This is a genomic window from Companilactobacillus ginsenosidimutans, assembly GCF_001050475.1.
Classification (GTDB): domain Bacteria; phylum Bacillota; class Bacilli; order Lactobacillales; family Lactobacillaceae; genus Companilactobacillus; species Companilactobacillus ginsenosidimutans.
This window is the reverse complement of record NZ_CP012034.1, coordinates 819,791-843,772: the sequence shown is the minus strand read 5'-3', so window position 1 is coordinate 843,772 and position 23,982 is coordinate 819,791. Positions and strand designations below refer to the sequence as shown.

Here is a 23,982-nt window from a genome sequence, read left to right as displayed (position 1 = left end):
GTCTGATTTAGACAAAATGACTATGGACGATGTCCACAGGTTGAACCATATTTACGAAGAGAAAGAAACTACTATCGATAGAGCGTTCCCGTTCTTGTTTGCTTAAAGAGAGGGGTTAGAATATGGCAGGAAGCTTAGGACATTTAGCTGCAACGGTCACGTTAAACATTGACCCGTTTAAACAATCTTCTGCTGCACTAACTTCCACGATCAAAAATACAAACGCTGCTTTAAAAACTCAAGATGCTGCCGCTAAAGCATACGGCAATAGTTTAAATGGCTTGAAAGCTAACTATTCCACAATGCAACAGCAAATGCGAAACTATCAAGCACGATTAAAAGAGCAAGAAGCAACTTACGCTAGATTGTCCAAACAAACAGCCTCGACGTCCGGGGAACAAGAGAAGCTAACACGTAGACAACAAAACGCCGCTGCTCAAGTCAATAAGACAAAGGCAAACATGATGCAGTTGGACGCTGCAATGGGCAAAACAAATAAACAGATTGCGTTGCAGGAAAATGGCTTTTACAAGGTTGGAACTAGGCTAACTGAAGTCAGTGGCAAGATGGGTAGATTTAGTGACAAGATGGGTTCCATTGGTAATACCATGACTACACGAGTTACTGCACCAATTGTAGCAGGTTTTGGTTATGCTGCTAAATCAGCTATTGATTTTAATTCACAGATCGCTAATATTGCACCACTTCTGAAAGCTAATGGTGAGAGTGCATCTCAAGTTAAATCAGAGATGACACAAATGTCTGATGCAAGTAAGAAATGGGCAACAGAGTATGGTGTTTCAACTGATAAAATCAATGCTGGTATGACAGAGCTTGTAAAGCGTGGATATTCAGCTAACCAAACAATGGGAGCAATGCCTTCCATATTGAATGCTGCCAAAGCTTCTGGTGACGACTTCAATGATGTTATGACTGTTTCAACTTCAACACTTGAACAATTTGGCTTGAAGTCTAACAGCACTGCAGGAATGCTTAAAAACACTGAACGTGTTACTGATAGTTTGACTTATACAGCTAATGCAACTGCTGCAGGATTTACTGACATGGGTGATGCCATGACTTACGTTGGTCCTACTGCTCATTCTGCTGGTATCTCGCTTGAAGAGACTGCAGCAGCAATTGGTTTGATGAGTAATCAAGGTATTGAAGGTTCAGTTGCTGGTACTGCATTGCGTTCAGCATTGACACGTTTGATGAAGCCAAGTAGACAGAACGTTCAAGGATTTAAAGAACTTGGCATTAATGTGGAAGACTTTAAAAATCACTCTCTCACACTTCCCGAAATATTGGACAAGATCAAAACCAATACGCAGGGTTGGACGAAAGAGCAAAAAGCCAGTGCCGTTGCTATGGCATTTGGTACAGAAGCACAAGCAGGTATGAATGCACTTATCAATGAAGGTGGTGGTGCTTTAACCGACTTGACCAAGAAGACTAAAGAAGCCAGTGGTTCGACTAAAGAGATTGCTGACACCATGAACAATACATCAGCTTCCAAAATTGCAAGATTTAAAGAATCATTGCATGTCTTAGCTATCACAGTTGGTGAGAAATTGACACCTACACTTATGCCACTGGTCAAAGATTTGACTAATGTGGTAAAGAAATTTGCTGAATTAGACGATTCTCAACAACAAACAATATTGAAATCAGTAGCGTTAGTTGCTGCAATTGGACCTGTTGCAAAAACAATGCAAGGAATAGGGACGATTAGTAAAGTAACTACAGGTTCGGTAGGACTATTGGCCAAGGGAATTGGAAATACAATGGTGGCTTTTAATCGGACATCAAGTGCAGGAACAAAACTGTTGTCTATGTTTAGTTCAGGAGCTGAAGGTGCTACTCTATTTGCAGGTAAAACTGCAACTGCTGCTAAAGCAGCTACTACAGTTGGCAGCGCAGCAGTCGAAGGTGCAAGTGGCGCAGCAACATTAGCGGGAGGCATGGAAGGTGCCGCAGGTGCAGCAAGTGGATTTGCTTTAATGTCTGGACCGGTTGCATTAGGAATTGCAGGAGTAGTTGCTGCAGTCGCTGGTGGTGTTTGGGCTTGGAATTCGTGGGGTAAACAAGCTTGGGAATCAAGCGTTGAAACCAGCAAGTGGGGAACTACGGTTGGTAAGAAAGCCGATACAGCACTCACCCACATGAAAGATTTTAATGGCCAAGCAAGTCAAGCATTAAAAGAATTTGATGATAATGCCAGTGAGAGCGCAAGTTCTATTGGTAAGTCATTTAAAGGCATGTCTGACCAAATTAGTCAAACAGCTGATGACGCTAATAAGAAACTTACCGAAGGCCTAAAAGGATTGCCAGATGATGTTGCTGAAATAGTTGGTAAAGCTGCGGAAAAGCAAAAGAAAAACAATGAGAAAATTAAAAAGAACGCTAAGCAAACTAGTGACAACGTTAATGACATTGTTAAAAATGCTGCAAAAAAACACCGTGGGTACACTGATGACGAAAATCAATACATTCTAAATTCCAAGAAAAAAATGAATGATGATGAGATCAAACTTCTTGGAATATCCGGTAAAAAGAAAACAGAAGTTGAAAAAGCTCTGAATTCTGATGTGGAGAAACTAACCACAATTCAAGCTGGACAGCGTGTAAAAACATTACAGGGTGCTTTTAAGAAAGAACAGTCAGAGTATAAAAAGCAAAGTTCAATGATCAAAAACCTTAGAAAACAGGGATTGATCAGTGAAAAAGATTATCAAAAAGCTATGAGTAAGTTGAGTGACGAACATAGTACTTCTATGGACAAGCAAGGTAAGAAATACGTTGAGCTTGCAAAACAAGCTGGCCATAGTGTTGCTGATATTAAGGCTACTTTAAAAGAATATGGCATATCCTATGATGAGGTAACTAAGAAGTCAAAAAAGAATGCTGACACAATTTCCACATCAAATTCACGTATTGCTGATACAGCTTCTAAGATGTCTAAGGTCACGAAGTCAGCGGGCGAGCAATGGAATAAAATGGTCCTTGACCCTAAGACTGGACGAATCAAGACTGATGCACAAAAAACTATCAACGATACAGCCAAGACTGGTATGGGTTGGGCACAACTTCAATTCGAGCTTAAACATGCAAAAATCACATCAAATGCTAAGTCAATGATTGGTGAAGCAGCAATACAGTCTGGACGTTGGAATGACCTTCCTTGGAAAGAAAAGGAAACAATGATTCGTGTACAAGGTGATGAAGATCTAACTAAGGTTGTAAAGCATATTGACAACTGGGATAAACTCACACCAAAACAACAAACTGCAATTGTACGTGCCAAAGGTCAAAAAGAATTGTCTATCGCTATGATCAATGCGGGCGAGTGGAACGATATGTCCATGAAAGACAAGCAAGCATTGGTTAATACTTCTGGTGAGAAAGATTTAGTAGATTTACTTACTCAAACAGGCACGTGGAATGGGTTAAGCATGCACGCCAAGGAAGCTGTTATTACTGGTAAAGGTAATGCAGAAGTTGTTGACCAATTGAAGAATATTGGTAAATGGAACGATCTTACTCCCAACCAAAAAGATTTAATCATTAATAACAAGGCCAGCCGTAAAATTGTGGATGCATTGATTGATGCAGGACAATGGGATGGCTTAACGCTTGATGAAAAGAACGCAGTTATAAATGATGATGCAACTGGTAAATTGATTGGAGCTATGGTTCAAGCAGGAGTATGGCAAGGATTGAGTTTGGACGATAAGGATGCAATCGTGAATGATAAGGCAACTGCCAAGCTTGTTCAGCCACTTTATCAAGCAGGATTGTGGAACGGGTTAGATGTTAAGGCTCATGATGCAATTATCCAAGATAAAGCTTCAGCACCAGTTGTTGCAGCAATGGTAAAGGCTGGCACGTGGGATGGCTTAACTCTGGATGAAAAAGATGCAATTATTAATACTGACAATTCTGCCAAAGATTTGGGTAACTTAGTTGGCTCATACGTATCGTTCAATGACATGCCAGAGAAGCAAAAGAACATCATTGTTAATTCAGATGATGCAATGGCTAAATTTTTTGATGCAGGCAATACACTTACTCGCTGGAACATGAAAAAAGCAGATAGAAAGAAACTAGTTGCGGAGAATCAAGATATTCTTGATAAAACCAAAAATGGTGAAAAAGCTGTTGTGGATTACAATGGCAAAAAAGTTATTGTTAAGAAGCTTGGCGGTAATGATGTTGAACTTGAAGGTGCTGTAAATGATGCCAAGGATGCTATTAATCGGCACAACAAAAAGAAAGCTAATAAGAAGAACCTTAAAGGTGATGCTGAAGACGTTAAAAAGAAGTCCAAGGAAAGTACGGATGCCGTCCAAAGACACAACGATAAAAAAGTAGACCGCAAGGACTACAAAGGTGATGCTTCAAATAACAAACAAGCTTCTAAAGAATCACAAAATGCCACCCAAAGACACAATGACAAAAAAGAAAAAGACAAGTACTATAAAGGTCATGATAAATCTTCTGGACCAGCAAGTTCAGCTATTAGGGCTATTTTAAGATGGAATGGACAAAGTCCAGTAGTTCACTCGTTCGTCACAGTTGTTTCTAGAATATTCCGACACGCCAAAGGTACTAACGATTCTGGTGAAGAAATTGCAATGGTCAATGATGAACGTGGTTCAATGTTCCGTGAGTTGATCAAACTTCCAACTGGCGAACAATTTATTCCACAAGGACGTAATATCATGGTTGCACTTCCAAAGCATTCGCAAGTTGTCCCTGCTCGTGAAACTAGCAGAATGTTTAGCGGTATCAAGCAATATGCAAACGGAACACCAGGATATTCCAAGGTGGTCAACGACTTTACCACATTGAATTCTGGACTGACTGACTACTCGAACAGTACGACAAATACCAATAATTCTGATAACAGTAAGTTAGTAAACAATCAGAATATCAAAGTTAACGTAACTGTTAACGGTTCTGGTGGAGATGGTCAGCAAATAGGTCAACAAACTGCTGACATCATTGAACAAAAATTCAGGGAGATGTTTAATAATCAAAGTACTGCATTTGGAGGTGGTTCAATAGCATGATTTTAAAAAAAGGTAACTTTTATATTAATGGTAAAAATGGTATTGAAGATCTACACGCAATACTTGAGAACTACCCAACCATCAATATCCCAAAACGAAAAAAATCCCTCATATCTATTGAGGGTGGAAACGAACAAATCATTCTAGATGAAGGTGCTTATGATAATCGAGAGATAGATCTCAATATAATTGTTCGTGCCTATGATGAAGAAGACCGCACATTGCGTTTGTCAGCACTGTATTCAGCATTTGACACTGATAAATATATCAGCTTCATGCATTACGGCGAACCTAACTATGAGTATTTAATTTCTAACGCAGAAGTTGTTACATCTAGTAGATTAACAAGAACAAGTTATTATTCAGAAGTTAAGATAAAACTCACAGCCAAAGCATTCAAGCAGTACCGTCCAGATGAATCAGTAACTGTGAAGGGTACTACTAAAACGTTTAATCGCTTTAATTATGCTTCCCGTCCATTGATCCACATTCTTAATTCTGGAGTATCCACGATTGCTATTAATGGCAAGCCTTACACGTTTGGTCCACTGCCTTCTGGTGGTGCTTGGGTCGATTGCGAAGAATCACAGCAAGACGTGTACAACGGTAATACTATTGTTGAGAATGCTTTCAACGTGGGTCAAGAATTCCCAAGCCTGCCACCTGGTATCGTAACCATTACAGCGGGTAACGCAGTCGTATATCCTAGATGGAGGACGATTTAATGAAACCTATTTTATATCGAGATTACAAAGCAAAGGACGTTGTTGGATCAATCTCTGATGCATATAATCAGTCAGTTCATGAGGTGCTTAATGGTGAGTACACGGCAACATTTACTATTACTAGAAATTCAAAATACTTTAAATTAGTAAAACCAGAAATGTTTGTTCGTATCGCCGTCAATGCTAACGACAGCGATATTTTTATTATCACTAAAACAGACACAAAGAACCCTGGAACAATGACTGTGACGTGTAACCAAATCACTATGATGACGAACGACAATTATATGCGTGGAGATCTAACCACAGATTATAAAACGGCGAGCGCCATTATATCAGAGATGAGAGATAAGTTAGACTTGCCATCACAGTCGTTTACGTACAGTACTGACATCAGTAAGAATGCTGGTAAGACTGACGTCACTTATTCTAACCAGAACCCAGGACAAATTATGGTAGGTGCTAACAATTCGTTAGCCTCTATTTTTAATGGTCGTATCGTCCGCAAGGGCAATAACATGAAGTTAACAAGTTATAACACTGGTAATTCAATTGACTTGCGTAGGGGTAAAAATATCTCTGGCGTGTCTATCGAAAAGAATATCGATAAGCTAACTACTTCTATAGTAGGCTGGTTCACCATGAAGGATACCGAAGGAACGACTGGAGATGAAACGCATGTAACACAGAACCACAAACAATATGCTCCAGAAGTTAATTCACCGTACAAGGAAAAATATAATCTTCCACACCGTAAGTATATTGACTACTCAAGTCGTGTGGAGAATATCCCAGACTTGATTGATATATCAGAACGATATTTTGAAGAGAACCCTGGCATTGATTTACCGACCTACACGATAACTATCGATAGTGCGGGTAGTAACAGCAAGCGTGCCAAGATTGCCGAAGTTGGTGATACAGCCCGTATCTATGACCCCGATTACGATTTGACTACAGAACAGACTGTGACTGAACGGACGTTTGATCCCGACAAGATGATAAACACGAGTTTGAAAGCCGGAACAGTGCAGCAGACTATTTTTAGATATCTAGACAAGCGTATATCTGACGCCAACAAAAAAGCTGACGATAACAAAGCACGATCTGATGATGCACTTGCTAACCAAAAGGATGACATCAATAAAATATTTGATGAAACAAACGACAAGATTGATGATGTCAACGACCTTACCAGACAGCAAAAAGAAATGCTTGAGAACTACCAGAAAGCAGTCACAGAAAAAGTTCAGTCAACGCAGAGAGATATAACTAACTTCATGAATTCCGGTGGTAACAACAAAATTCGCTGGATTCCCACGCTTGCCGAAGCTACACAAATGGAGATTACCACGCCGTACGGTTACCTGTTGATTGATGACCATGGCATGGGTTTCCACAAGAATAACGGTACAGTCATTACTGGTATGAGTGCTGATGGTAGATTTTACGCCGACAAAATTAGTACTCAAGCACTCACGTCTGTAACTATCACAGGTGCAACAATTAATGGTGGACAGATGAATGGTGTGAATATTGGTTCGGCCGGTTCTATCTATACGACACGTAACAGCGAAGGACATCAGACGGTTATTAATAGTGCGTATGGAATTAGTACACCAGGATTAAATATGGGTACTGACCACGGAAACATCAACAACGTAGGAACATTAACTGTACATGATGAAATTAGATTTGGAAATTCTGGAGTTAGTTTATTTTGGAACGGTAGTTACCTAGTTGCCAGAATTATTAATTCATCTGTATCTGGTGACTGGCGAATTGCTGGTAAGGGAATAGATGGATAGGAGCGTAAACAATGGAATTAAATTTAGAAGCACTACACAGTATCACGCTAGAAGATGTATTGAAAAATGTTCAATACGAGAACATGCGACTGATCAAAGATAAAGCAATGATGCAGGCACAATTGGATAAGGACGAAGAACTACTAAAAATCCTATTCAACAAGTTTCCTGATGCTTTCCCAGAATCATTAAGAAAGGAAGATGATGACAATGGCTCTAGAAACTCACAAGACGATTAATTTCAATGGAACATCCACTCTAGGTGGCGTGATGTTAGCACAATTCTACGGGACAATTAACTCGGATGGCTCTGTTAATGTCAATGAATCACAAATGGACAAACTATCAGCTAGTGAACAAGAAGCAGAGCAAAAAGACTTTGATGCGTTCCGTACAATGGTAAAAGAATTGGCTGGTGAAGACCATGGCGAATAGATATCCAATAACTCTGGACGTAAATAAGGCTAAATATACTATCAATTCACCAATTGGATTGCGTGAAGGGGATAGTGGCACTGCTACTATCGTGGCTACCATTTTGGACAATGGTGCAGATTATTCTGGTATGACATCAGCACAGTTTTTTGCACAAAAGCCTGACGGTACAGCAGTGGCTACTGACCCTGCTACAGTAAGTGGCAACACTATCACTTACAAGGTCAACGATAATTTAACCACCGCCAGCGGGCATGTGGTCAATGCTTATTTTTTGATTAATAAATCAGTGTCCACAGAAAGTTTTGAAATTAACATTCATCCAAGTATCACGCTCCATGGTCCTTCCACGGACTATATTCCAGGTCTCAACGATTTAACTCGAGTTTGGCAACAGACTATTAATGAATGGCAGGGGAAGTTTGATGAACTCAAGGCACAGATTGAAAACACTGATTACGCTCAAGTTATTAAAGATTCCTTGAATAGTACATTAGATGAAGCTAAAGAAGCATATCAAGGTGAATTTAATTCAGCAGTTGCGGATGTCAATAAAACAGTAAAAACGTTGCAAGAAAAAGGTGTGGAAGCTGACACAGAGATAGCCAAGTTAAAGACTAAGCAAGACAATGCCGAGACTGTCGCCGATAGCTTGCAAGCTACTGTTGACCAGTTAAATAAGAAGATACTTGATATCGACAAGTGGCTAGACAGCTTACATGATGAATTCACTGCTAAGAATGAAACTTACATGAAGTCTATGCAGGCTGAATTGACCAAGAAGCTAGCCGATATGAAAGCCAGTTCTGACAGTGCTTTAAATACTGTTAAGGGTAATATTTCCACAGCGCAAAGTGACATTGATGGAATAGATAATAAAATTGTTAGTTTGAATCAGACACTGGCTGATGTATCTAAGAGTGTAGCAGACATCAACGTCCCACAAATTAAAGCTGATGTTGACACAGCTAATGCCACAGCTAATAAGGCACTGACAGCTGTGGAAAGTAAAGCCGACAAGACAGCATTGACCGCTTACGTTCCACTTACTAAGCTAACCGAATACATGACCAGCGTGAATATCGACAATAATTATATTAAGAAGACTGACGTTGATGCTAACTATATTAAGAAGACTGATGTGGCAACTAACTATGTAAAAAAAACCGAGCTTAATAGCTTGATTGACTTGAGTAAATACACTACCACCGTGGATATGAATAAAGCTATTTCCACAGCAGTGGCGGGAACGCTTAAGTCAGCAGACGTTAATGCATTGATTGCTACAGCACTCAAGGATTACCTTAAGACCGCCGACCTTAAGCAAGCTAACTACGATGCAGGATTCCACAGCGATTGGTTTGGTACAGAAGCACAATACAGCAGTACATCTCATGATGCTAACGTTAACTACCACACTAAGGAAGAGGGCTAATATATGGCGATTTACAACAACGGCGTTAAGTACAATGTAGCTGGATATGGCAAGGAATATGTTGGTAGCGATTTAGTGTGGCAAAATGAATTAACAAAAGGTGAAATAATACAAGCTAACGACATTTTAAGTACTGATAATAGTTCAACTGCACCTGCAGTTACGTACAGATTTAAGCAAGTAAGATCAGATTTGAGTAATGTGCCAAATGGGATTATTATTCATTTGAAAGCACATACTCCCATTGCAATAGGAAGAAAATCTGACAGTGGCTACGTAGAGTTCGTTTTGGATAGTTCCAATGCTTTAATATTCGACACTCCAAACATCGGAATTGGTCCGTACTTTTTTGATACAATTGAACGATTTTCATTAACATATAAGTTGGAAAAGCAAAATGTTATAAGTATTTATCCTCCTCTGATTAATAGAAATAGTGAAATTCTCCTATCAATTTATAATGATGGAAAACTGGTAAAGGATACCGACATCTATCTACTTGCTACTGAAAACAACGCGGCTTCAATATTGGTTCGTAGTGATGAAAATGGAAGCCTTGCTCTTCAAACATCAGGAACGAAAGAGTCTGTTGGTATGCAATCACAAGCAATAGCTTTAGGTTATCCGATACCTCTTATTGATTCAATCGAAGTCTACTAAAAGAAGGTGACGACATGAAATACGTGCGAGAGAACAGGTTTTGGACTATAACAGGATTGGAGACTTTTATCCTAGGAATGTTCTTCGGGTTAGATAATAATTTTGTTGATCAACCCCTGCACATGCCCGTATTCGTCAAAGTCGTGGATGACCCACCGTTTGCTATCGTATTAATGATTGTGGGATTCTACGTTACACTGATATCAGTATCCAAACATTTTACGGAAGCAAATAAGGCGGTTGTTACATTTACACTCTTATTCATTTGGACCTTCTATTTCATAATCTTTTTACTACATGATATAGTTGGTCCTTTTACTATCCCCAGATACACAACAATCATCACAGGTTTCATTGTGTTGCGTGTGATGGTTGAATCGATTTGGGGCATACCACGTTGAACGATACGCTGAAAATTATTATCTCGGCTATTGGTGGTGCTATTGTATCGGGCATGTTTGGCGTTTGGGGACAGAAGTTAAAGAACACAAGTTCAAATGAATCTGTATACGCTGAACACACTGATATCATGTGGGATAGATTAGATAAGATAACTAATGAACGGGACGAGTTGAAAGAACAAGTTATAAAACTAAATGTGAAAATTGATGAACAAAGTAAAATCATTGATCAATTAACAAGGCAAATGAGTGCCTTGAATAGTAAATTTCAAGATTGGGAGAGTGAAAATTAATGGATTATATTATGGGAATGAACTTGATTAATTCAGCGGAGTTAGTCATTATGGCGGTGATTGTTTACGCAATTACTCAAGCATTAAAACAAACTAAAATTAAAAATGCCTACATGCCATTTATCGCAATGGCTGTGGGTATTTTTTCTGGATTGATTATTGGATTGATTTTCCACGAGCAGGAACTAGGTAAGGCTTGCCTTGCTGGTTTCCTAGTTGGTGCTTCCACAGCTGGATTATTCACTGGTATCAAAGGTATTGCCGGTGGATATTCGACGGAGTGGAAACCAACCAAAGAACAAAAAAATCTGGATATGAAAGGATAGAATATGTTTAATCCTAATATCATTAATAAGACATACACACTAGGCGATTACAAAGGTGATACACGGCTAGCTTCTAACCGTTTTATTATTCTCCACGAATCTGGAAACGATAACGACAAGCGAGATTCACAAGCGTTACTACATGAAGTACAGTTCATGCACAATAACTACGGCAACGCTTACGTTCAGTTTTTCGTAGGATACATGGACGGTAAGGCACAAGTTTACCAAATCGGTGAACCAGGCTACGTATCGTGGGGAGCATTAACAGCTAACCCTTATGCCCCCGTACAAATCGAGTTTGCAAGAACAGGCGACAAGCAACGATTTCGAGAAGCCTATCGTTTGTATGTGGAAGTAGCTCGCTACTACGCTAATGCTTACGGTATCCCACTTGTTCTAGATGGTAGGGGCAACGGAATCAAGACACACCAATGGGTAACTAATAATTTTGGCGGCGACCATGTTGACCCTTATCCTTATTTTGCAAGCATGGGTATCACTAAATCACAGCTAGCATATGACCTTGCAAACGGATTTGATGACGAGCCCGAACCAGAGAAGAAAGCCACTATTAATAATGTGGTGACTGTGACAGCTGACTACTTCAAAGCATTTACCACAACAAATAGCAAAGGCGTTCCCCATATTGGGACTGATATCCTTAGTGGCACGGCATGGCAATCAGCTGATATTCTAGTACGTGACAAAAAAGCATACTTTAAAATCGGCAATGATACTTACATTCCACAATCAGTGACTGACAAGGCAGGTAAGATCGTTATCAATTATTTAGACGGCTATGGAGTTAATGCATACAATTCTAAAGGTCAAAGTATCAAGGACAGCAACCAAGTATTTAAAGGTGGCACTTCATGGGCAACTGGTGAAGAACTATTTAAAGTACCTAATGTAGGCTGGTGCTATCAAGTTTCCACAGATGAATATATCCCAGTTAAATTCCAGCAAGGTTCTGGATTCAAGGGATAAAAGATACAATAATACCCACATCTATTAATTTAGGTGTGGGCTTTTTTTATTGTATTAATGTGAGTGCTGCAAACATATCTCTATCGTGAATTAAATAGTATCCATCTTCATTCCACGTGCTACGATCAATTAGAAATTCTTTTAAGAAATCGGGTAAGTCTATCAAGTAGCTTTCATGTACTAAAATTAAATCATTCATGTTGTTTCCTCCTAGTTTTGGTTCTTAATAAATTACGAGAAAAGTGGTGGGAATTACCGTGGAAAAATAAAGTGCATAAAATAAACACTATATAATGGTAGAGATTAGAACGCACATTAGCACATAGGTGGCACACTAAATAGCTTGAATGCTTGATGTATCAACTGTTTCGACCCCGATCACCGGTATAATTGATTAACGCAATTATCCAAAAGACAATCATCATTTGATGGTTGTCTTTTTTTTGCTGAATTTCGACACAAGATATTTAACAATAAACATCAAGTTGGTTGTTCTTTTTGTTCTTGTTTTTCTTACTACTAATGTATAATTAAAGCAATTCAGGGGGTTAAAATGAAAAAAATTGGGATAGTTTTTTCTGCGTTAATCATGGCATTTCTTATTGTTATTCAGTTTAATGTTTCAACTGCTAGGGCAGATGACTCATATAAGATCTCTAAATATGACGTTAATGTTGATGTGCAGAAGAATGGAGATGCAGATGTTACACAGAAGATGAAATATAAATTTGCGGGAAACTTTCATGGTGTTTACTACAATCAGGATCTTGTGGGTATTAAATCGTTAGAGAATCCACGTGTAGAGATCAAAGGTAATGACGGAACAATTTCTTTAAAGCCTTCTGAAAGTCAGAAGGACAATACTTTTAAGGTAAACAATTCCTCTGATAACATGAAGATAACTGTTTATCACAATATTACTAATGATTCCGCAACCTATATTTATCGATATAAATTGTTAGGTGTAATTACGAATTACAAAGATACGGCTGAGCTCAATTGGAAAGTGATCGGATCGGGTTGGGATGAGCCACTTAACAATGTGAATATTGTAATTAATCTTCCTTCTAATAATGTTTCAGAGTTACAGGCATGGTCTCACGGTCCATTAGATGGTTTTACTGATGTAAATAGAGATAAAGGTGCTGTCACGATGTCTGTAAAACATGTTGATGCTAATCAATTTGTTGAGAGCCATATCATTTTTCCTACGTCTGTTACATCTTTGAACACTAAGTTTGTTAATAAAAATGCAAAATCTAATATTTTGAAAAAAGAAAAATCGTTAGCAATTGAAGCCAATAAACAACGTGCTATACCGAGACGGATATTTTATGTTTCCTTATTAGTATATGTATTGGTAATTATTGGAATCTTTATCAATATTTTTTATCAACTAAGGAAAAATCCAGTAAACAAACATGAAATGCCAATACCTCTTCATCATTGGTTCGAGGTTCCGGCGGTATCTCCAAGTATGGCACAAATAGTGATCGATAAAGCTGATACTGCCAATAGTGCATCACTTACTGCAGACATGTTAGTTGAAGTTAACAAGCGTAATTTAGAAATAATTAAATTAGATAAAACTTTTGAAATCAAAGCTAACAAGTTGCCTGATGACAAAATTTTTCAATATCTAATTAATGACATTGGTGATGGTGAGAAGGTCACAATCAAACAAATCAATAAGAGCTCAAAGAGTAAGTTATCAAAGAGGTTTAGTGCATGGAGCAAACGTGCAGCACGTGGACGTGAACAATTCTTTGATAAGAAGAATACAGATAGAATAAGTTCATTTTCAATGGGAGCTATATTAACTAGTGTATTGTCTGTCATAATGGCAGGTATTGGAATGGTTACTTATTCGGATAAGTGGATATTATTAGTCTGTGTACTTCTGATTGGATTAGTATTTTCATGGACCACCTATTTTCAAGTTAAAAAGAGGATATCAGTATACACAGAAAAAGGTGAGATACTAGCTAATGAATTACGTGGATTTAAACAAATGCTGAAGGATATCGATGATATCAAATTGGCAGACGTAGGAGATTTAATCCTTTGGGAACAAATTCTTCCCTATGCAGTTGCGTTTGGAGTTTCAGACAAAGTCATAAAAGCACTGAAGGTTGAATTTAGTGATCAAGTGCTCAACGATCCAAGCTTCGTTTATTATTACTGGGCAGTTGCTGGATTGTCCAACAATTTTGATTTTACTTCTTCAATTTCTAGTGCAATTAATGCCGGAAATGGCTCCAATTCTAGTATAGGTGGTAGTTCTGGAGGATTTTCTGGTGGAAGTTCAGGTGGATTTGGAGGAGGTTCCGGTGGTGGAGCCTTTTAGAGAACATGAAACAAACAAAATGTTAACTTTTTCTTATCGTCTTAATACTTTTTTAATTGCGATTAAAAAAGTTATAAAGAAACAAGTTTGTAACCCCAATGTTATATTGAATTGGTATTATATTCACTGGAACGAAAAAGGGAATTGACGAGAAGGGTCCTCACAGTGTGTGAGGATCTTTTTTTTTGACTAAAATATTGATATATCAGCGTTTATAAATCATCAAAAGACACCATATATAGAATATTCAAAATATTTATATACAACATATAGTTCTGAGTGGTAAGATATTAGCTATTGATTTTTTTGGACCAGATGGAGGAATATAATGATGATCGTATTAAGTGGCACAATTGGTGCTGGTAAAAGTACGTTAGCAACAATTTTGTCAGAACATTTAGGAACAGAGGCTTTTTATGAACAAGTAGATGATAATCCAGTTTTGCCATTGTTCTATAAAGACCCTAAGCAATATGCTTTCCTACTACAAATTTACTTTTTAAATAAACGTTTTGAATCAATTAAAAAAGCTTTGGCTGATGATAATAACGTGTTAGACCGTTCAATTTATGAAGATGCTTTGTTCTTCCACATGAACGCCGACATGGGTCGTGCAACACAACAAGAAGTGAAGGTCTATGACGAGCTTCTTGATAATATGATGCAAGAACTTCCATATGCAGCCGCTAAAAAAGCACCAGACTTGTTAATTCATATTGATATCTCATATGACACAATGATCAAGCGCATTGAGAAACGTGGACGTGACTATGAACAGCCAGAACAGGATCCAACTTTGGTTGATTATTATCACAATTTACTTGGTCGTTATGATGACTGGTATGATGAATATGATTACAGTCCAAAAATGAAAATTAATGGTGATCAATTGGATTATGTTGAAAACAAGGACGATTTACAAATTGTTTTAAATCAAATTGATACTAAATTAAATGAACGTGATTTATTGCCTAAGTTGTAAAATTATTATCCTGTAATATCCGAGTGGATGTTACAGGATTTTTTTGTATGGTGGACAGTATTACATTTTTGTAAGTTGCTTATCAGTGTCAAAAAAGTTAACATTATTAATTGGCAGTTTGCACTGGTAACCTGTCCTAACAAAACAGTGAAAGGATTTTTTTATTATGCGCAATTTAAAAGTAAGAGATATTACTAGATTAGCAATTGTAGCTGCATTATATGTAGCTTTGACATTGGCACCCGGATTATCGGCTTTCGCCTATGGAGCAATACAATTTAGAGTATCTGAAATATTAATGTTATTGGTTTTCTTCAATCCTAAATATAGTTGGTCATTGATAATTGGATGTTTTATTACTAACATTTTTAGCAGTCAACTAGGGTTACCAGATTTAATATTTGGAACAATGGCAACTGCAATTTCTTGTTTACTAATCGTTTTGATTTCTAACAAGATGAAACTAATTTGGTTAGTGCCAGTATTTTGTGCTGTTGTAAATGGCCTTATTGTTGGAGCAGAATTGTTCTATGTCATTCATGTACCATTCTGGTTAACAGTGGGAACCGTAGCAATTGGTGAATTTGCGGTAGTTGCAGTAGGAACTGTTGTATTTTACTTCCTTATGAATAACCGTAATTTTGTTAGAATAATCAAATAACGCCTGGATTGGGAGAAATCAATCTCCCTTTTTTGTTATAATCTTCAATATAAAGTTATGAGGAGATGCTGTTTATGAATATCGGAATATTTACCGATACTTATTTCCCTCAAGTTAGTGGTGTTGCCACTTCAATTCAAACCTTAAAAAACGATCTAGAACGAAAGGGTCATTCAGTGTATATTTTTACAACTACTGATCCTAGTGTTTCTAAAACAACTATTGAGCCTAATATTTTTCGATTAGGTAGTGTACCATTCATTTCCTTTACTGATAGAAGAATTGCCATTAGAGGGATGTTTCATGCTGTTGATCTAGCTAAGGAATTAAAACTTGATATAATTCATACCCAAACTGAATTTTCATTGGGTCTAATTGGAAAATTTGTCGCAAAACAATTAAAAATACCGTTCGTACATACTTATCACACCATGTATGAGGATTATTTGCATTATGTACTAAATGGCCATTTACTCAAGCCATATCACGTAAAGCAAATGTCTCGTATGTTTATTAATAATGCATCAGGTGTGGTAGCGCCAAGTAAGCAAGTTAAAGCAACTTTGGATAGATATAAAATTGAAGCGCCAATCTCAATTATTCCAACAGGTGTTGATTTGTCTGAATACACTAAACCAGTGGATTCAACAATTGTTCGTGAAAAATTGGGCATTGCTGAAGACCAGCCAGTAATTTTAATGTTAAGTCGTATAGCGTTGGAGAAAAAAATTGATCATGTATTAAGATCAATGCCGGAATTAATTAAATACAATCCTAAATTAATGCTTGTGATTGTTGGTGGTGGTCCAGACATGGATGAATTAGTCCAGATGTCAAAAGACTTGCATATTACAGATAATGTTATTTTCACTGGTGAAGTTGAGCATGACAAGATTTCGCCTTATTATCACATGGCAAATATATTTGTTTCTTCGAGTGATACTGAATCACAAGGTTTAACTTATATTGAAGCAATCGCATCTGGATTAAAGATTGTTGTTAGAAGTGCACCATACACGGATCAGCTATTAACAGATCCGTCTGTGGGTGTGACATTTAATCAAGATGATCAACTGATTCCTAAGATAATTGCCTACTTAGATCATCCAAACTCGTTTGATGATAGGGATGCTAGACAGAGAATTCTTTACAACATTTCTTCAGATAAGTTTGGTGATTCTGTACTTAGTTTTTACCACAGCGCTCAAGAGTATTTTGTTCGAGAAAAATTGTCGAACTCATCAATAGATCCAGAGGAGTATTCGAATGATTAAAATCACCATGTTTTCAACTGCTGATAAAGTGGCAGGACAGGGTGTTGGTAGTGCTTATATTGAGTTAGTGAACTTATTGAAGAGTCGCTTCAGTAAGGATTTTGATATTAAAATTAACAAGTATTCTCGTGCTGATTTAAGTCATTATCACACTATTAATCCAACATTTTATTTATCAACATTTTCAAAGAAGCGTGGTCGAAAAATTGGCTACGTACATTTCTTGCCCGAAACTTTAGAGGGGAGCATCAAACTTCCTAAGTTATTCAGAAATATCTTTTATAAATATGTGATTAGCTTTTATAAGAGGATGGATCAGATTGTTGTAGTTAATCCAACTTTTATTGATAAGTTAGTCGCACATGGGTTAAAACGCGAAAAAATTAAATATATTCCTAATTTCGTCTCAACTGAGACTTTTTATGAGAAGTCAGACGAAGAGAAATCTGCTTTCAGAAAGAAAATGAACATTCCTGAAGACAAGTTTGTTGTTTTCGGGGATGGACAGGTTCAAGAACGTAAGGGAATTGACGACTTTTACAAATTAGCACAAGAAAACCCAGACATTCAATTTATTTGGGCAGGTGGATTTTCATTTGGCAAGATAACTGACGGGTATGATCGTTATAAAAAGATGTTGGAAGATGCACCTGAAAATATGAAATTCACAGGTATTGTTGATAGAAATGATTTAGTGAACTACTATAACATTTGTGATATTTTCTTGTTGCCATCTTATGATGAACTATTTCCAATGTCAGTTTTAGAAGCATTTAGTTGTGGAGCCCCTGTATTACTTCGTAATCTCGAACTCTATCAAGCAATTATTGACGGATATTATGAACCAGCGGAAAATAGAGCCGAAATGAGTGACTTCATTAACCGGGCTAATAATAATCGTGGAATTTTGGCTGATTTTAAAAAGAAATCTAAAGAAGCTTCAAGTTACTATTCTCCAGATCACTTAAGTGAGATTTGGTATAAGTTTTATAATGACCAATACAAAATATATAAACAGGATAAATGATGAGTAGAAAAAACATTTTTGCATTGTTAGTAATGTTGGGCCTTGGTGCCGGTATTTTTTGGTGGGAAGCTAAAGATATCAATTTTGAATCACTAGTTAATATTTTTAAAGGGCTCAACTTTTTTTGGTTAGTTATTGCTTTTGTATCCATGTTACTTTCATATGCCGTGGAAGCTTGGGTGCTGCACACATTACTAAAGAAAAAAGAAGACCGTAAGTTTGGCTGGTGGGAAATGTATCGTATTCCACTCATCCAGGCTTTATTCAATGCAATTACTCCGTTTTCTTCGGGTGGTCAGCCTGCACAATTAGTTGGTTTGATGCAATCAAAAATTGATGGAGGAAGAGCTAGTTCCGTTTTGCTAATGAAGTTTGTCATCTATCAAGGGATGGTGCTAATCAATTTCGTAGTTGCAATGTTAGTTAGCTTTCAGAGCGTTGCAAGACATTTTGGCGGACTAGCCTTGCTAATTTTATTTGGATTAGTAATACACGTAGTAACCATTTCTTTCTTGTTAATGATTATGTACTATTACAACTTCACTAAGAGAATGGTTCAAGTTGTCTTAAAACCAGTATTATTTTTCCTTAAAGATGAAAAACGTGATAAAATTTTAGAGTCAGCTGACCGTAGTATTGATAGTTTCTACAATGAAAGTCTGGTATTAAAAAAAGAACGTAAGAAAGTAATTAAGGCAGCGGTATTAACAGTGTTGCAGCTCTTTTTATACTATTTCGTTGTTTACTTCGTACTGTTGGCTCTAAACGTTCATCATATTAATTTACTTGATGTAATTGTTATGCAAATTATGATTGTGATGATTACATCCATTTTTCCAGTTCCAGGTGGTACTGGTGGGGCAGAAGTTAGTTTTAAAGCCTTATTTGCAGGCTTTATTCCATCAGCTTCCGGATTGATTTTAGCTATGTTTTTGTGGAGATTTATTACATACTTCTTTGGTATGTTCTTGGGGATGATTGGGGTTTCGAAGAAGCCCAACTTAAATAAAAATAAAGCATAATGCTAAAGTAAGATTATGGAGCGAAAACACATGAAGCGTATTATCAAAGGTTTCTCAAATTTTTTAAATACTAGATTGGGTTTTGTCATCTTAGCAGTAGTTCTATATACTATCAAAACAGTTTATGCATATACCACGAAATTCAACCTTGGTGTCAAGGGATCACTTCAAACGTTTTTAATGGTGATTAATCCTATTCCGGTTATGCTACTGTTATTTGGTTTGGCACTGTATATGAAGGGTAGAAAATCGTATATTTTCTTATTGATTATAGATTTTCTAGACTCTGTTTGGCTATTCTCAAACATCTTGTATTATCGTGAATTCTCAGACTTTTTAACAATGATACTTATCAAAGGTTCTGGATCGGTTTCGAACAACCTTGGTAAGAGTATTGCAGGAATTGTTCAACCAACTGACTTTTTAGTATTTATTGATGTCCTTATTTTAATATTATTATTGGCATTTAAGGTAATCAGGATGGATGTTAAACGACTTAAGTGGCGTATTCCAATTTTGATTACATCATTAGCAGTATTGCTATTTGGAGCTAATTTAACTTTGGCAGAAAGTGATCGTTCAGGATTGCTTACTAGAACTTTCGATAATAACTACATTGTTAAGTATTTAGGTCTAAACGCATTTAATGTATACGATGTCGTGAAAACTACAAAGACAAGTGCTGTTAAGGCACAATCAAAGAGTTCAGATTTAGATTCGATTCAAAAGTATATGAAAGACAATTACGCTGCGCCCAATGTGGAATACTCCGGTGTAGCAAAAGGCAAGAATGTCTTCATAATCCACTTGGAAAGTTTTCAACAATATTTAATTGATTATAAGTGGGATGATCAGGAAGTTACTCCTAACTTAAATAAGATATACCACCAGAATGATACCCTTAGTTTCGACAATTTCTTTAACCAAGTTGGACAGGGTAAAACTGCTGATGCTGAGTTGATGCTTGAAAACTCGTTATTTGGTTTACCTCAAGGTGCGGCAATGGTTACCGACGGAACAACAAATACATTCCAAGCTGCTCCTGCAATTATGGATCAACAGGGATACACAACAGCATCGTTCCATGGGGATGTTCCAAGTTTCTGGAATCGTGATAACACATATAAGTCATGGGGTTATGATTACTTCTTTAGTTCCAACTACTATAAGCAAAAGAAGAGCTATAACGTCGGTTATGGTATGAAGGATAAAATTTTCCTTAGAGACTCTGCTCAATATATTCAACAATTACCACAACCGTTCTATGCAAAACTCATTACAGTTACTAACCATTATCCATATTCACTGGATAAGAAGAACCAAAGTATTAGTAAGACGGATACAGGGGACAGCACTGTAAATGGTTATGTTCAAACTGCACGTTATTTGGATCAATCAATTGGTGAGTTTATGGATTGGCTTAAAGCCACTGGACTCGATAAAACTAGTATGGTTGTGTTCTACGGCGATCACTATGGTATTTCTGATAACCATAAAAAAGCTATGTCTAAGATTACTGGAATCAAGAATTTCAATGATTTTGATAATGCACAGTATCAGCGTGTACCATTCATGATTCATATGGATGGATTAAAGGGTGGTGTGAACCATACTTATGGTGGAGAAATAGATGTTCTACCTACATTATTGAATTTGCTTGGAGTCAATGATAAAAACATGATTCAATTTGGTAGTGACTTACTATCACCACAACACTCGCAAATAGTCGCATTTAGAAATGGAGATTTTGTATCTCCAGATGTAACTAAGGTGGGAAGTACGTATTACAATACTAAGAATGGTAAAGTAGATAAAAGTCTTTCTGCGACTCAGAAGGCACAAATGTCTAACAGAGTGACAACCGAACTATCTCTATCTGATCGTGTTATCAATGGTGATTTGTTAAGGTTCTATAAACCAGAAGGATTCGCTACTGTTGATAAGAAGGATTACTCTTATAAGAAGAGTACTGCTTTAAAAGAATTGAAAAAGGCACGTACCAAGAATGGTACAAGCATATTAGCCCAGAATGACAATAAGTCGTTAATGAATCTATATCAAACAGATGCACCAGAACTCAAATAGATAAAAGGGTAATGAAGATTAACTTCATTACCCTTTTTATGTATAATGAGTACTACTTTCATGAAAGAAGAAAGACTTATCTCAATGAAAATTACTTAGTTTGTTTTGAAATTGGCTAATATCAAATAAGCAAAATGGCGTTTTAACGCGATTAAATAGGAATGTCGAACTATAAAAACAGCGAAGTGAAAATAAATTGAAAAATATGTAAAAAAACACTTGCATGCATGGAAGTGAATTGGTAAGATATTATTTGTTGTTGCGAGACATGAACAACATCAAGGCTATCAAGCGAAAGCGAGATAGCTAAATAATAATTATAAAAAAGTTGTTGACTTATGGTTATCAGCTTGGTATAATTATAAAGTTACTCGATAGGAAATATTCTTAGCAAGTAAACGAGTTGAGATATTAATTAATCAAAATAATTGTTGACATGAAGTTGATAATTAGATATGATAATTAAGTTGCTTATCGAAGTAACAATTCATATAAATCACAATGATTTATATGAAACAAAAGTTAAATTAATCCTTGACATTAGATTGTCAGATTGATAAACTAATATAGCACTGGTGAGCGTAAGCGCTTACTAGAGTGATAGACCTTTGAAAACTGAACAAAGTTTTAACGCTAATTGTGTAGGCCTTATTATATAAGGTCAAAGAAACAATTATAACGAAGTCAGTTCGTTAGTAATAATAATTAATAACAAATGAGTCACAAACAATCAAAATATGAGAGTTTGATCCTGGCTCAGGATGAACGCTGGCGGCGTGCCTAATACATGCAAGTCGAGCGAACTCTGGTAAATGAATGAAGGTGCTTGCACCTGATTGATTTTACATTTGAGTGAGCGGCGGATGGGTGAGTAACACGTGGGTAACCTGCCCTAAAGTGGGGGATAACATCTGGAAACAGGTGCTAATACCGCATAACAACAATTTCCACATGGTTATTGTTTGAAAGATGGTTCTGCTATCGCTTTAGGATGGACCCGCGGCGTATTAGTTAGTTGGTGAGGTAACGGCTCACCAAGACGATGATACGTAGCCGACCTGAGAGGGTAATCGGTCACATTGGGACTGAGACACGGCCCAAACTCCTACGGGAGGCAGCAGTAGGGAATCTTCCACAATGGACGAAAGTCTGATGGAGCAACGCCGCGTGAGTGAAGAAGGTTTTCGGATCGTAAAACTCTGTTGTTGAAGAAGAACATGCGTGAGAGTAACTGTTCATGTATTGACGGTATTCAACCAGAAAGCCACGGCTAACTACGTGCCAGCAGCCGCGGTAATACGTAGGTGGCAAGCGTTATCCGGATTTATTGGGCGTAAAGCGAGTGCAGGCGGTTTATTAGGTCTGATGTGAAAGCCCTCGGCTCAACCGAGGAAGTGCATCGGAAACCGGTAAACTTGAGTGCAGAAGAGGAGAGTGGAACTCCATGTGTAGCGGTGGAATGCGTAGATATATGGAAGAACACCAGTGGCGAAGGCGGCTCTCTGGTCTGTAACTGACGCTGAGGCTCGAAAGCGTGGGTAGCAAACAGGATTAGATACCCTGGTAGTCCACGCCGTAAACGATGAGTGCTAAGTGTTGGAGGGTTTCCGCCCTTCAGTGCTGCAGCTAACGCATTAAGCACTCCGCCTGGGGAGTACGACCGCAAGGTTGAAACTCAAAGGAATTGACGGGGGCCCGCACAAGCGGTGGAGCATGTGGTTTAATTCGAAGCAACGCGAAGAACCTTACCAGGTCTTGACATATCTTGAAACACTAAGAGATTAGTTTTTCCCTTCGGGGACAAGAATACAGGTGGTGCATGGTTGTCGTCAGCTCGTGTCGTGAGATGTTGGGTTAAGTCCCGCAACGAGCGCAACCCTTATTATCAGTTGCCAGCATTAAGTTGGGCACTCTGGTGAGACTGCCGGTGACAAACCGGAGGAAGGTGGGGACGACGTCAAATCATCATGCCCCTTATGACCTGGGCTACACACGTGCTACAATGGTCGGTACAACGTGTTGCGAACTCGCGAGGGCAAGCAAATCACTTAAAACCGATCTCAGTTCGGATTGTAGGCTGCAACTCGCCTACATGAAGCTGGAATCGCTAGTAATCGCGGATCAGCATGCCGCGGTGAATACGTTCCCGGGCCTTGTACACACCGCCCGTCACACCATGAGAGTTTGTAACACCCAAAGCCGGTGGGGTAACCTTTTAGGAGCTAGCCGTCTAAGGTGGGACAAATGATTAGGGTGAAGTCGTAACAAGGTAGCCGTAGGAGAACCTGCGGCTGGATCACCTCCTTTCTAAGGATAGGTACTTAGGTACCACGGAATACACAAGTTAAAACTTTGTTTAGTTTTGAGAGGTCTACTCTCACTCGTACCTTGAAAACTGGATATTAAGAAATAATGAATTAAAGAAACACCGAAAAC

The 23,982-nt window shown here is 37.8% G+C and carries 19 protein-coding genes and 1 rRNA gene; 19 read left to right on the top strand and 1 reads right to left on the bottom strand.

Translation table 11 applies throughout. The features are described 5' to 3' along the window. Nucleotides 1-122: 122 nt before the first annotated feature. From ABM34_RS04310 to ABM34_RS12910, 11 genes are read left to right on the top strand one after another with little or no spacing between them, the layout of a single operon-like run. On the top strand, nucleotides 123-5,075 hold the full coding sequence (locus ABM34_RS04310) for a phage tail tape measure protein (protein WP_048703712.1): 4,953 nt from the start codon (nucleotides 123-125) through the stop codon (nucleotides 5,073-5,075). Continuing rightward, a complete protein-coding gene (locus ABM34_RS04305) occupies nucleotides 5,072-5,800 on the top strand; it encodes a phage tail domain-containing protein (protein ID WP_048703711.1) in 729 nt (242 codons plus the stop codon). Before ABM34_RS04310 ends, ABM34_RS04305 begins: the two co-directional genes overlap by 4 nt. Further along, nucleotides 5,800-7,608 (top strand): phage tail protein, encoded by a 1,809-nt coding sequence (locus tag ABM34_RS04300; RefSeq protein ID WP_048703709.1) that lies wholly within the window; start codon nucleotides 5,800-5,802, stop codon nucleotides 7,606-7,608. Before ABM34_RS04305 ends, ABM34_RS04300 begins: the two co-directional genes overlap by 1 nt. 11 nt (nucleotides 7,609-7,619) lie before the next feature. Continuing rightward, nucleotides 7,620-7,847, top strand: coding sequence for a hypothetical protein (locus ABM34_RS04295; RefSeq protein ID WP_048703708.1), 228 nt, complete (start codon nucleotides 7,620-7,622; stop codon nucleotides 7,845-7,847). Then, nucleotides 7,819-8,043, top strand: coding sequence for a hypothetical protein (locus ABM34_RS04290; protein WP_048703706.1), 225 nt, complete (start codon nucleotides 7,819-7,821; stop codon nucleotides 8,041-8,043). Before ABM34_RS04295 ends, ABM34_RS04290 begins: the two co-directional genes overlap by 29 nt. Beyond that, on the top strand, nucleotides 8,033-9,478 hold the full coding sequence (locus tag ABM34_RS04285; protein ID WP_048703704.1) for a BppU family phage baseplate upper protein: 1,446 nt from the start codon (nucleotides 8,033-8,035) through the stop codon (nucleotides 9,476-9,478). The genes ABM34_RS04290 and ABM34_RS04285 overlap by 11 nt, the downstream gene beginning before the upstream one ends. A gap of 3 nt (nucleotides 9,479-9,481) precedes the next feature. Next, nucleotides 9,482-10,138, top strand: coding sequence for a hypothetical protein (locus ABM34_RS04280; protein WP_048703703.1), 657 nt, complete (start codon nucleotides 9,482-9,484; stop codon nucleotides 10,136-10,138). A gap of 14 nt (nucleotides 10,139-10,152) precedes the next feature. Then, complete coding sequence (locus ABM34_RS04275; protein ID WP_048703701.1) at nucleotides 10,153-10,539, top strand: hypothetical protein; 387 nt, start codon at nucleotides 10,153-10,155, stop codon at nucleotides 10,537-10,539. Further along, nucleotides 10,536-10,832: a hypothetical protein gene (locus ABM34_RS04270; protein WP_048703698.1), complete on the top strand. Its 297-nt coding sequence runs from the start codon at nucleotides 10,536-10,538 to the stop codon at nucleotides 10,830-10,832. The genes ABM34_RS04275 and ABM34_RS04270 overlap by 4 nt, the downstream gene beginning before the upstream one ends. After that, entirely contained in the window at nucleotides 10,832-11,158 is a 327-nt protein-coding gene (locus ABM34_RS04265) for a hypothetical protein (protein WP_048703696.1), read from the top strand. Before ABM34_RS04270 ends, ABM34_RS04265 begins: the two co-directional genes overlap by 1 nt. Nucleotides 11,159-11,161: 3 nt before the next feature. Then, nucleotides 11,162-12,148 carry an N-acetylmuramoyl-L-alanine amidase gene (locus ABM34_RS12910; RefSeq protein ID WP_053084444.1) on the top strand — a complete coding sequence of 329 codons (987 nt, stop codon included), beginning with the start codon at nucleotides 11,162-11,164 and terminating at the stop codon, nucleotides 12,146-12,148. Between the two features lie 46 nt (nucleotides 12,149-12,194). Here ABM34_RS12910 and ABM34_RS13150 read toward each other — a convergent pair whose 3' ends face one another. Beyond that, nucleotides 12,195-12,347, bottom strand: coding sequence for a hypothetical protein (locus ABM34_RS13150; RefSeq protein WP_157023215.1), 153 nt, complete (start codon nucleotides 12,345-12,347; stop codon nucleotides 12,195-12,197). A 354-nt stretch (nucleotides 12,348-12,701) separates the two neighbouring features. Here ABM34_RS13150 and ABM34_RS04255 point away from each other — a divergent pair, with 354 nt between their 5' ends. The 8 genes from ABM34_RS04255 (at nucleotide 12,702) to ABM34_RS04220 (ending at nucleotide 23,853) form a co-directional block, all read left to right on the top strand. After that, the gene (locus tag ABM34_RS04255; protein WP_048703694.1) at nucleotides 12,702-14,495 is read left to right on the top strand and encodes a DUF2207 domain-containing protein; all 1,794 of its coding nucleotides are present in this window, start codon (nucleotides 12,702-12,704) and stop codon (nucleotides 14,493-14,495) included. Between the two features lie 331 nt (nucleotides 14,496-14,826). Beyond that, entirely contained in the window at nucleotides 14,827-15,477 is a 651-nt protein-coding gene (locus ABM34_RS04250) for a deoxynucleoside kinase (RefSeq protein WP_048706352.1), read from the top strand. A 166-nt stretch (nucleotides 15,478-15,643) separates the two neighbouring features. Continuing rightward, complete coding sequence (locus ABM34_RS04245; RefSeq protein WP_048703693.1) at nucleotides 15,644-16,138, top strand: QueT transporter family protein; 495 nt, start codon at nucleotides 15,644-15,646, stop codon at nucleotides 16,136-16,138. Nucleotides 16,139-16,212: 74 nt separating this feature from the next. Continuing rightward, nucleotides 16,213-17,412 (top strand): glycosyltransferase family 4 protein, encoded by a 1,200-nt coding sequence (locus tag ABM34_RS04240; protein WP_048703691.1) that lies wholly within the window; start codon nucleotides 16,213-16,215, stop codon nucleotides 17,410-17,412. After that, the gene (locus tag ABM34_RS04235) at nucleotides 17,405-18,439 is read left to right on the top strand and encodes a glycosyltransferase family 4 protein (protein ID WP_048703690.1); all 1,035 of its coding nucleotides are present in this window, start codon (nucleotides 17,405-17,407) and stop codon (nucleotides 18,437-18,439) included. Before ABM34_RS04240 ends, ABM34_RS04235 begins: the two co-directional genes overlap by 8 nt. Continuing rightward, complete coding sequence (locus ABM34_RS04230; RefSeq protein WP_048703687.1) at nucleotides 18,439-19,461, top strand: lysylphosphatidylglycerol synthase transmembrane domain-containing protein; 1,023 nt, start codon at nucleotides 18,439-18,441, stop codon at nucleotides 19,459-19,461. Before ABM34_RS04235 ends, ABM34_RS04230 begins: the two co-directional genes overlap by 1 nt. A 30-nt stretch (nucleotides 19,462-19,491) precedes the next feature. Then, nucleotides 19,492-21,546 carry an LTA synthase family protein gene (locus ABM34_RS04225; protein ID WP_048703685.1) on the top strand — a complete coding sequence of 685 codons (2,055 nt, stop codon included), beginning with the start codon at nucleotides 19,492-19,494 and terminating at the stop codon, nucleotides 21,544-21,546. A 733-nt stretch (nucleotides 21,547-22,279) separates the two neighbouring features. Continuing rightward, nucleotides 22,280-23,853 (top strand): 16S ribosomal RNA (locus ABM34_RS04220). Nucleotides 23,854-23,982 lie beyond the last annotated feature (129 nt).

Excerpts from the sequence above, each read along its gene's own strand:
- ABM34_RS04310 (WP_048703712.1), top strand. The coding sequence starts at position 123 with ATGGCAGGAAGCTTAGGACATTTAGCTGCAACGGTCACGTTAAACATT.
- ABM34_RS04305 (WP_048703711.1), top strand. The coding sequence starts at position 5,072 with ATGATTTTAAAAAAAGGTAACTTTTATATTAATGGTAAAAATGGTATT.
- ABM34_RS04300 (WP_048703709.1), top strand. The coding sequence starts at position 5,800 with ATGAAACCTATTTTATATCGAGATTACAAAGCAAAGGACGTTGTTGGA.
- ABM34_RS04295 (WP_048703708.1), top strand. The coding sequence starts at position 7,620 with ATGGAATTAAATTTAGAAGCACTACACAGTATCACGCTAGAAGATGTA.
- ABM34_RS04290 (WP_048703706.1), top strand. The coding sequence starts at position 7,819 with ATGGCTCTAGAAACTCACAAGACGATTAATTTCAATGGAACATCCACT.
- ABM34_RS04285 (WP_048703704.1), top strand. The coding sequence starts at position 8,033 with ATGGCGAATAGATATCCAATAACTCTGGACGTAAATAAGGCTAAATAT.
- ABM34_RS04280 (WP_048703703.1), top strand. The coding sequence starts at position 9,482 with ATGGCGATTTACAACAACGGCGTTAAGTACAATGTAGCTGGATATGGC.
- ABM34_RS04275 (WP_048703701.1), top strand. The coding sequence starts at position 10,153 with ATGAAATACGTGCGAGAGAACAGGTTTTGGACTATAACAGGATTGGAG.
- ABM34_RS04265 (WP_048703696.1), top strand. The coding sequence starts at position 10,832 with ATGGATTATATTATGGGAATGAACTTGATTAATTCAGCGGAGTTAGTC.
- ABM34_RS12910 (WP_053084444.1), top strand. The coding sequence starts at position 11,162 with ATGTTTAATCCTAATATCATTAATAAGACATACACACTAGGCGATTAC.
- ABM34_RS13150 (WP_157023215.1), bottom strand. The coding sequence starts at position 12,347 with ATGAATGATTTAATTTTAGTACATGAAAGCTACTTGATAGACTTACCC.
- ABM34_RS04255 (WP_048703694.1), top strand. The coding sequence starts at position 12,702 with ATGAAAAAAATTGGGATAGTTTTTTCTGCGTTAATCATGGCATTTCTT.
- ABM34_RS04250 (WP_048706352.1), top strand. The coding sequence starts at position 14,827 with ATGATCGTATTAAGTGGCACAATTGGTGCTGGTAAAAGTACGTTAGCA.
- ABM34_RS04245 (WP_048703693.1), top strand. The coding sequence starts at position 15,644 with ATGCGCAATTTAAAAGTAAGAGATATTACTAGATTAGCAATTGTAGCT.
- ABM34_RS04240 (WP_048703691.1), top strand. The coding sequence starts at position 16,213 with ATGAATATCGGAATATTTACCGATACTTATTTCCCTCAAGTTAGTGGT.
- ABM34_RS04235 (WP_048703690.1), top strand. The coding sequence starts at position 17,405 with ATGATTAAAATCACCATGTTTTCAACTGCTGATAAAGTGGCAGGACAG.
- ABM34_RS04230 (WP_048703687.1), top strand. The coding sequence starts at position 18,439 with ATGAGTAGAAAAAACATTTTTGCATTGTTAGTAATGTTGGGCCTTGGT.
- ABM34_RS04225 (WP_048703685.1), top strand. The coding sequence starts at position 19,492 with ATGAAGCGTATTATCAAAGGTTTCTCAAATTTTTTAAATACTAGATTG.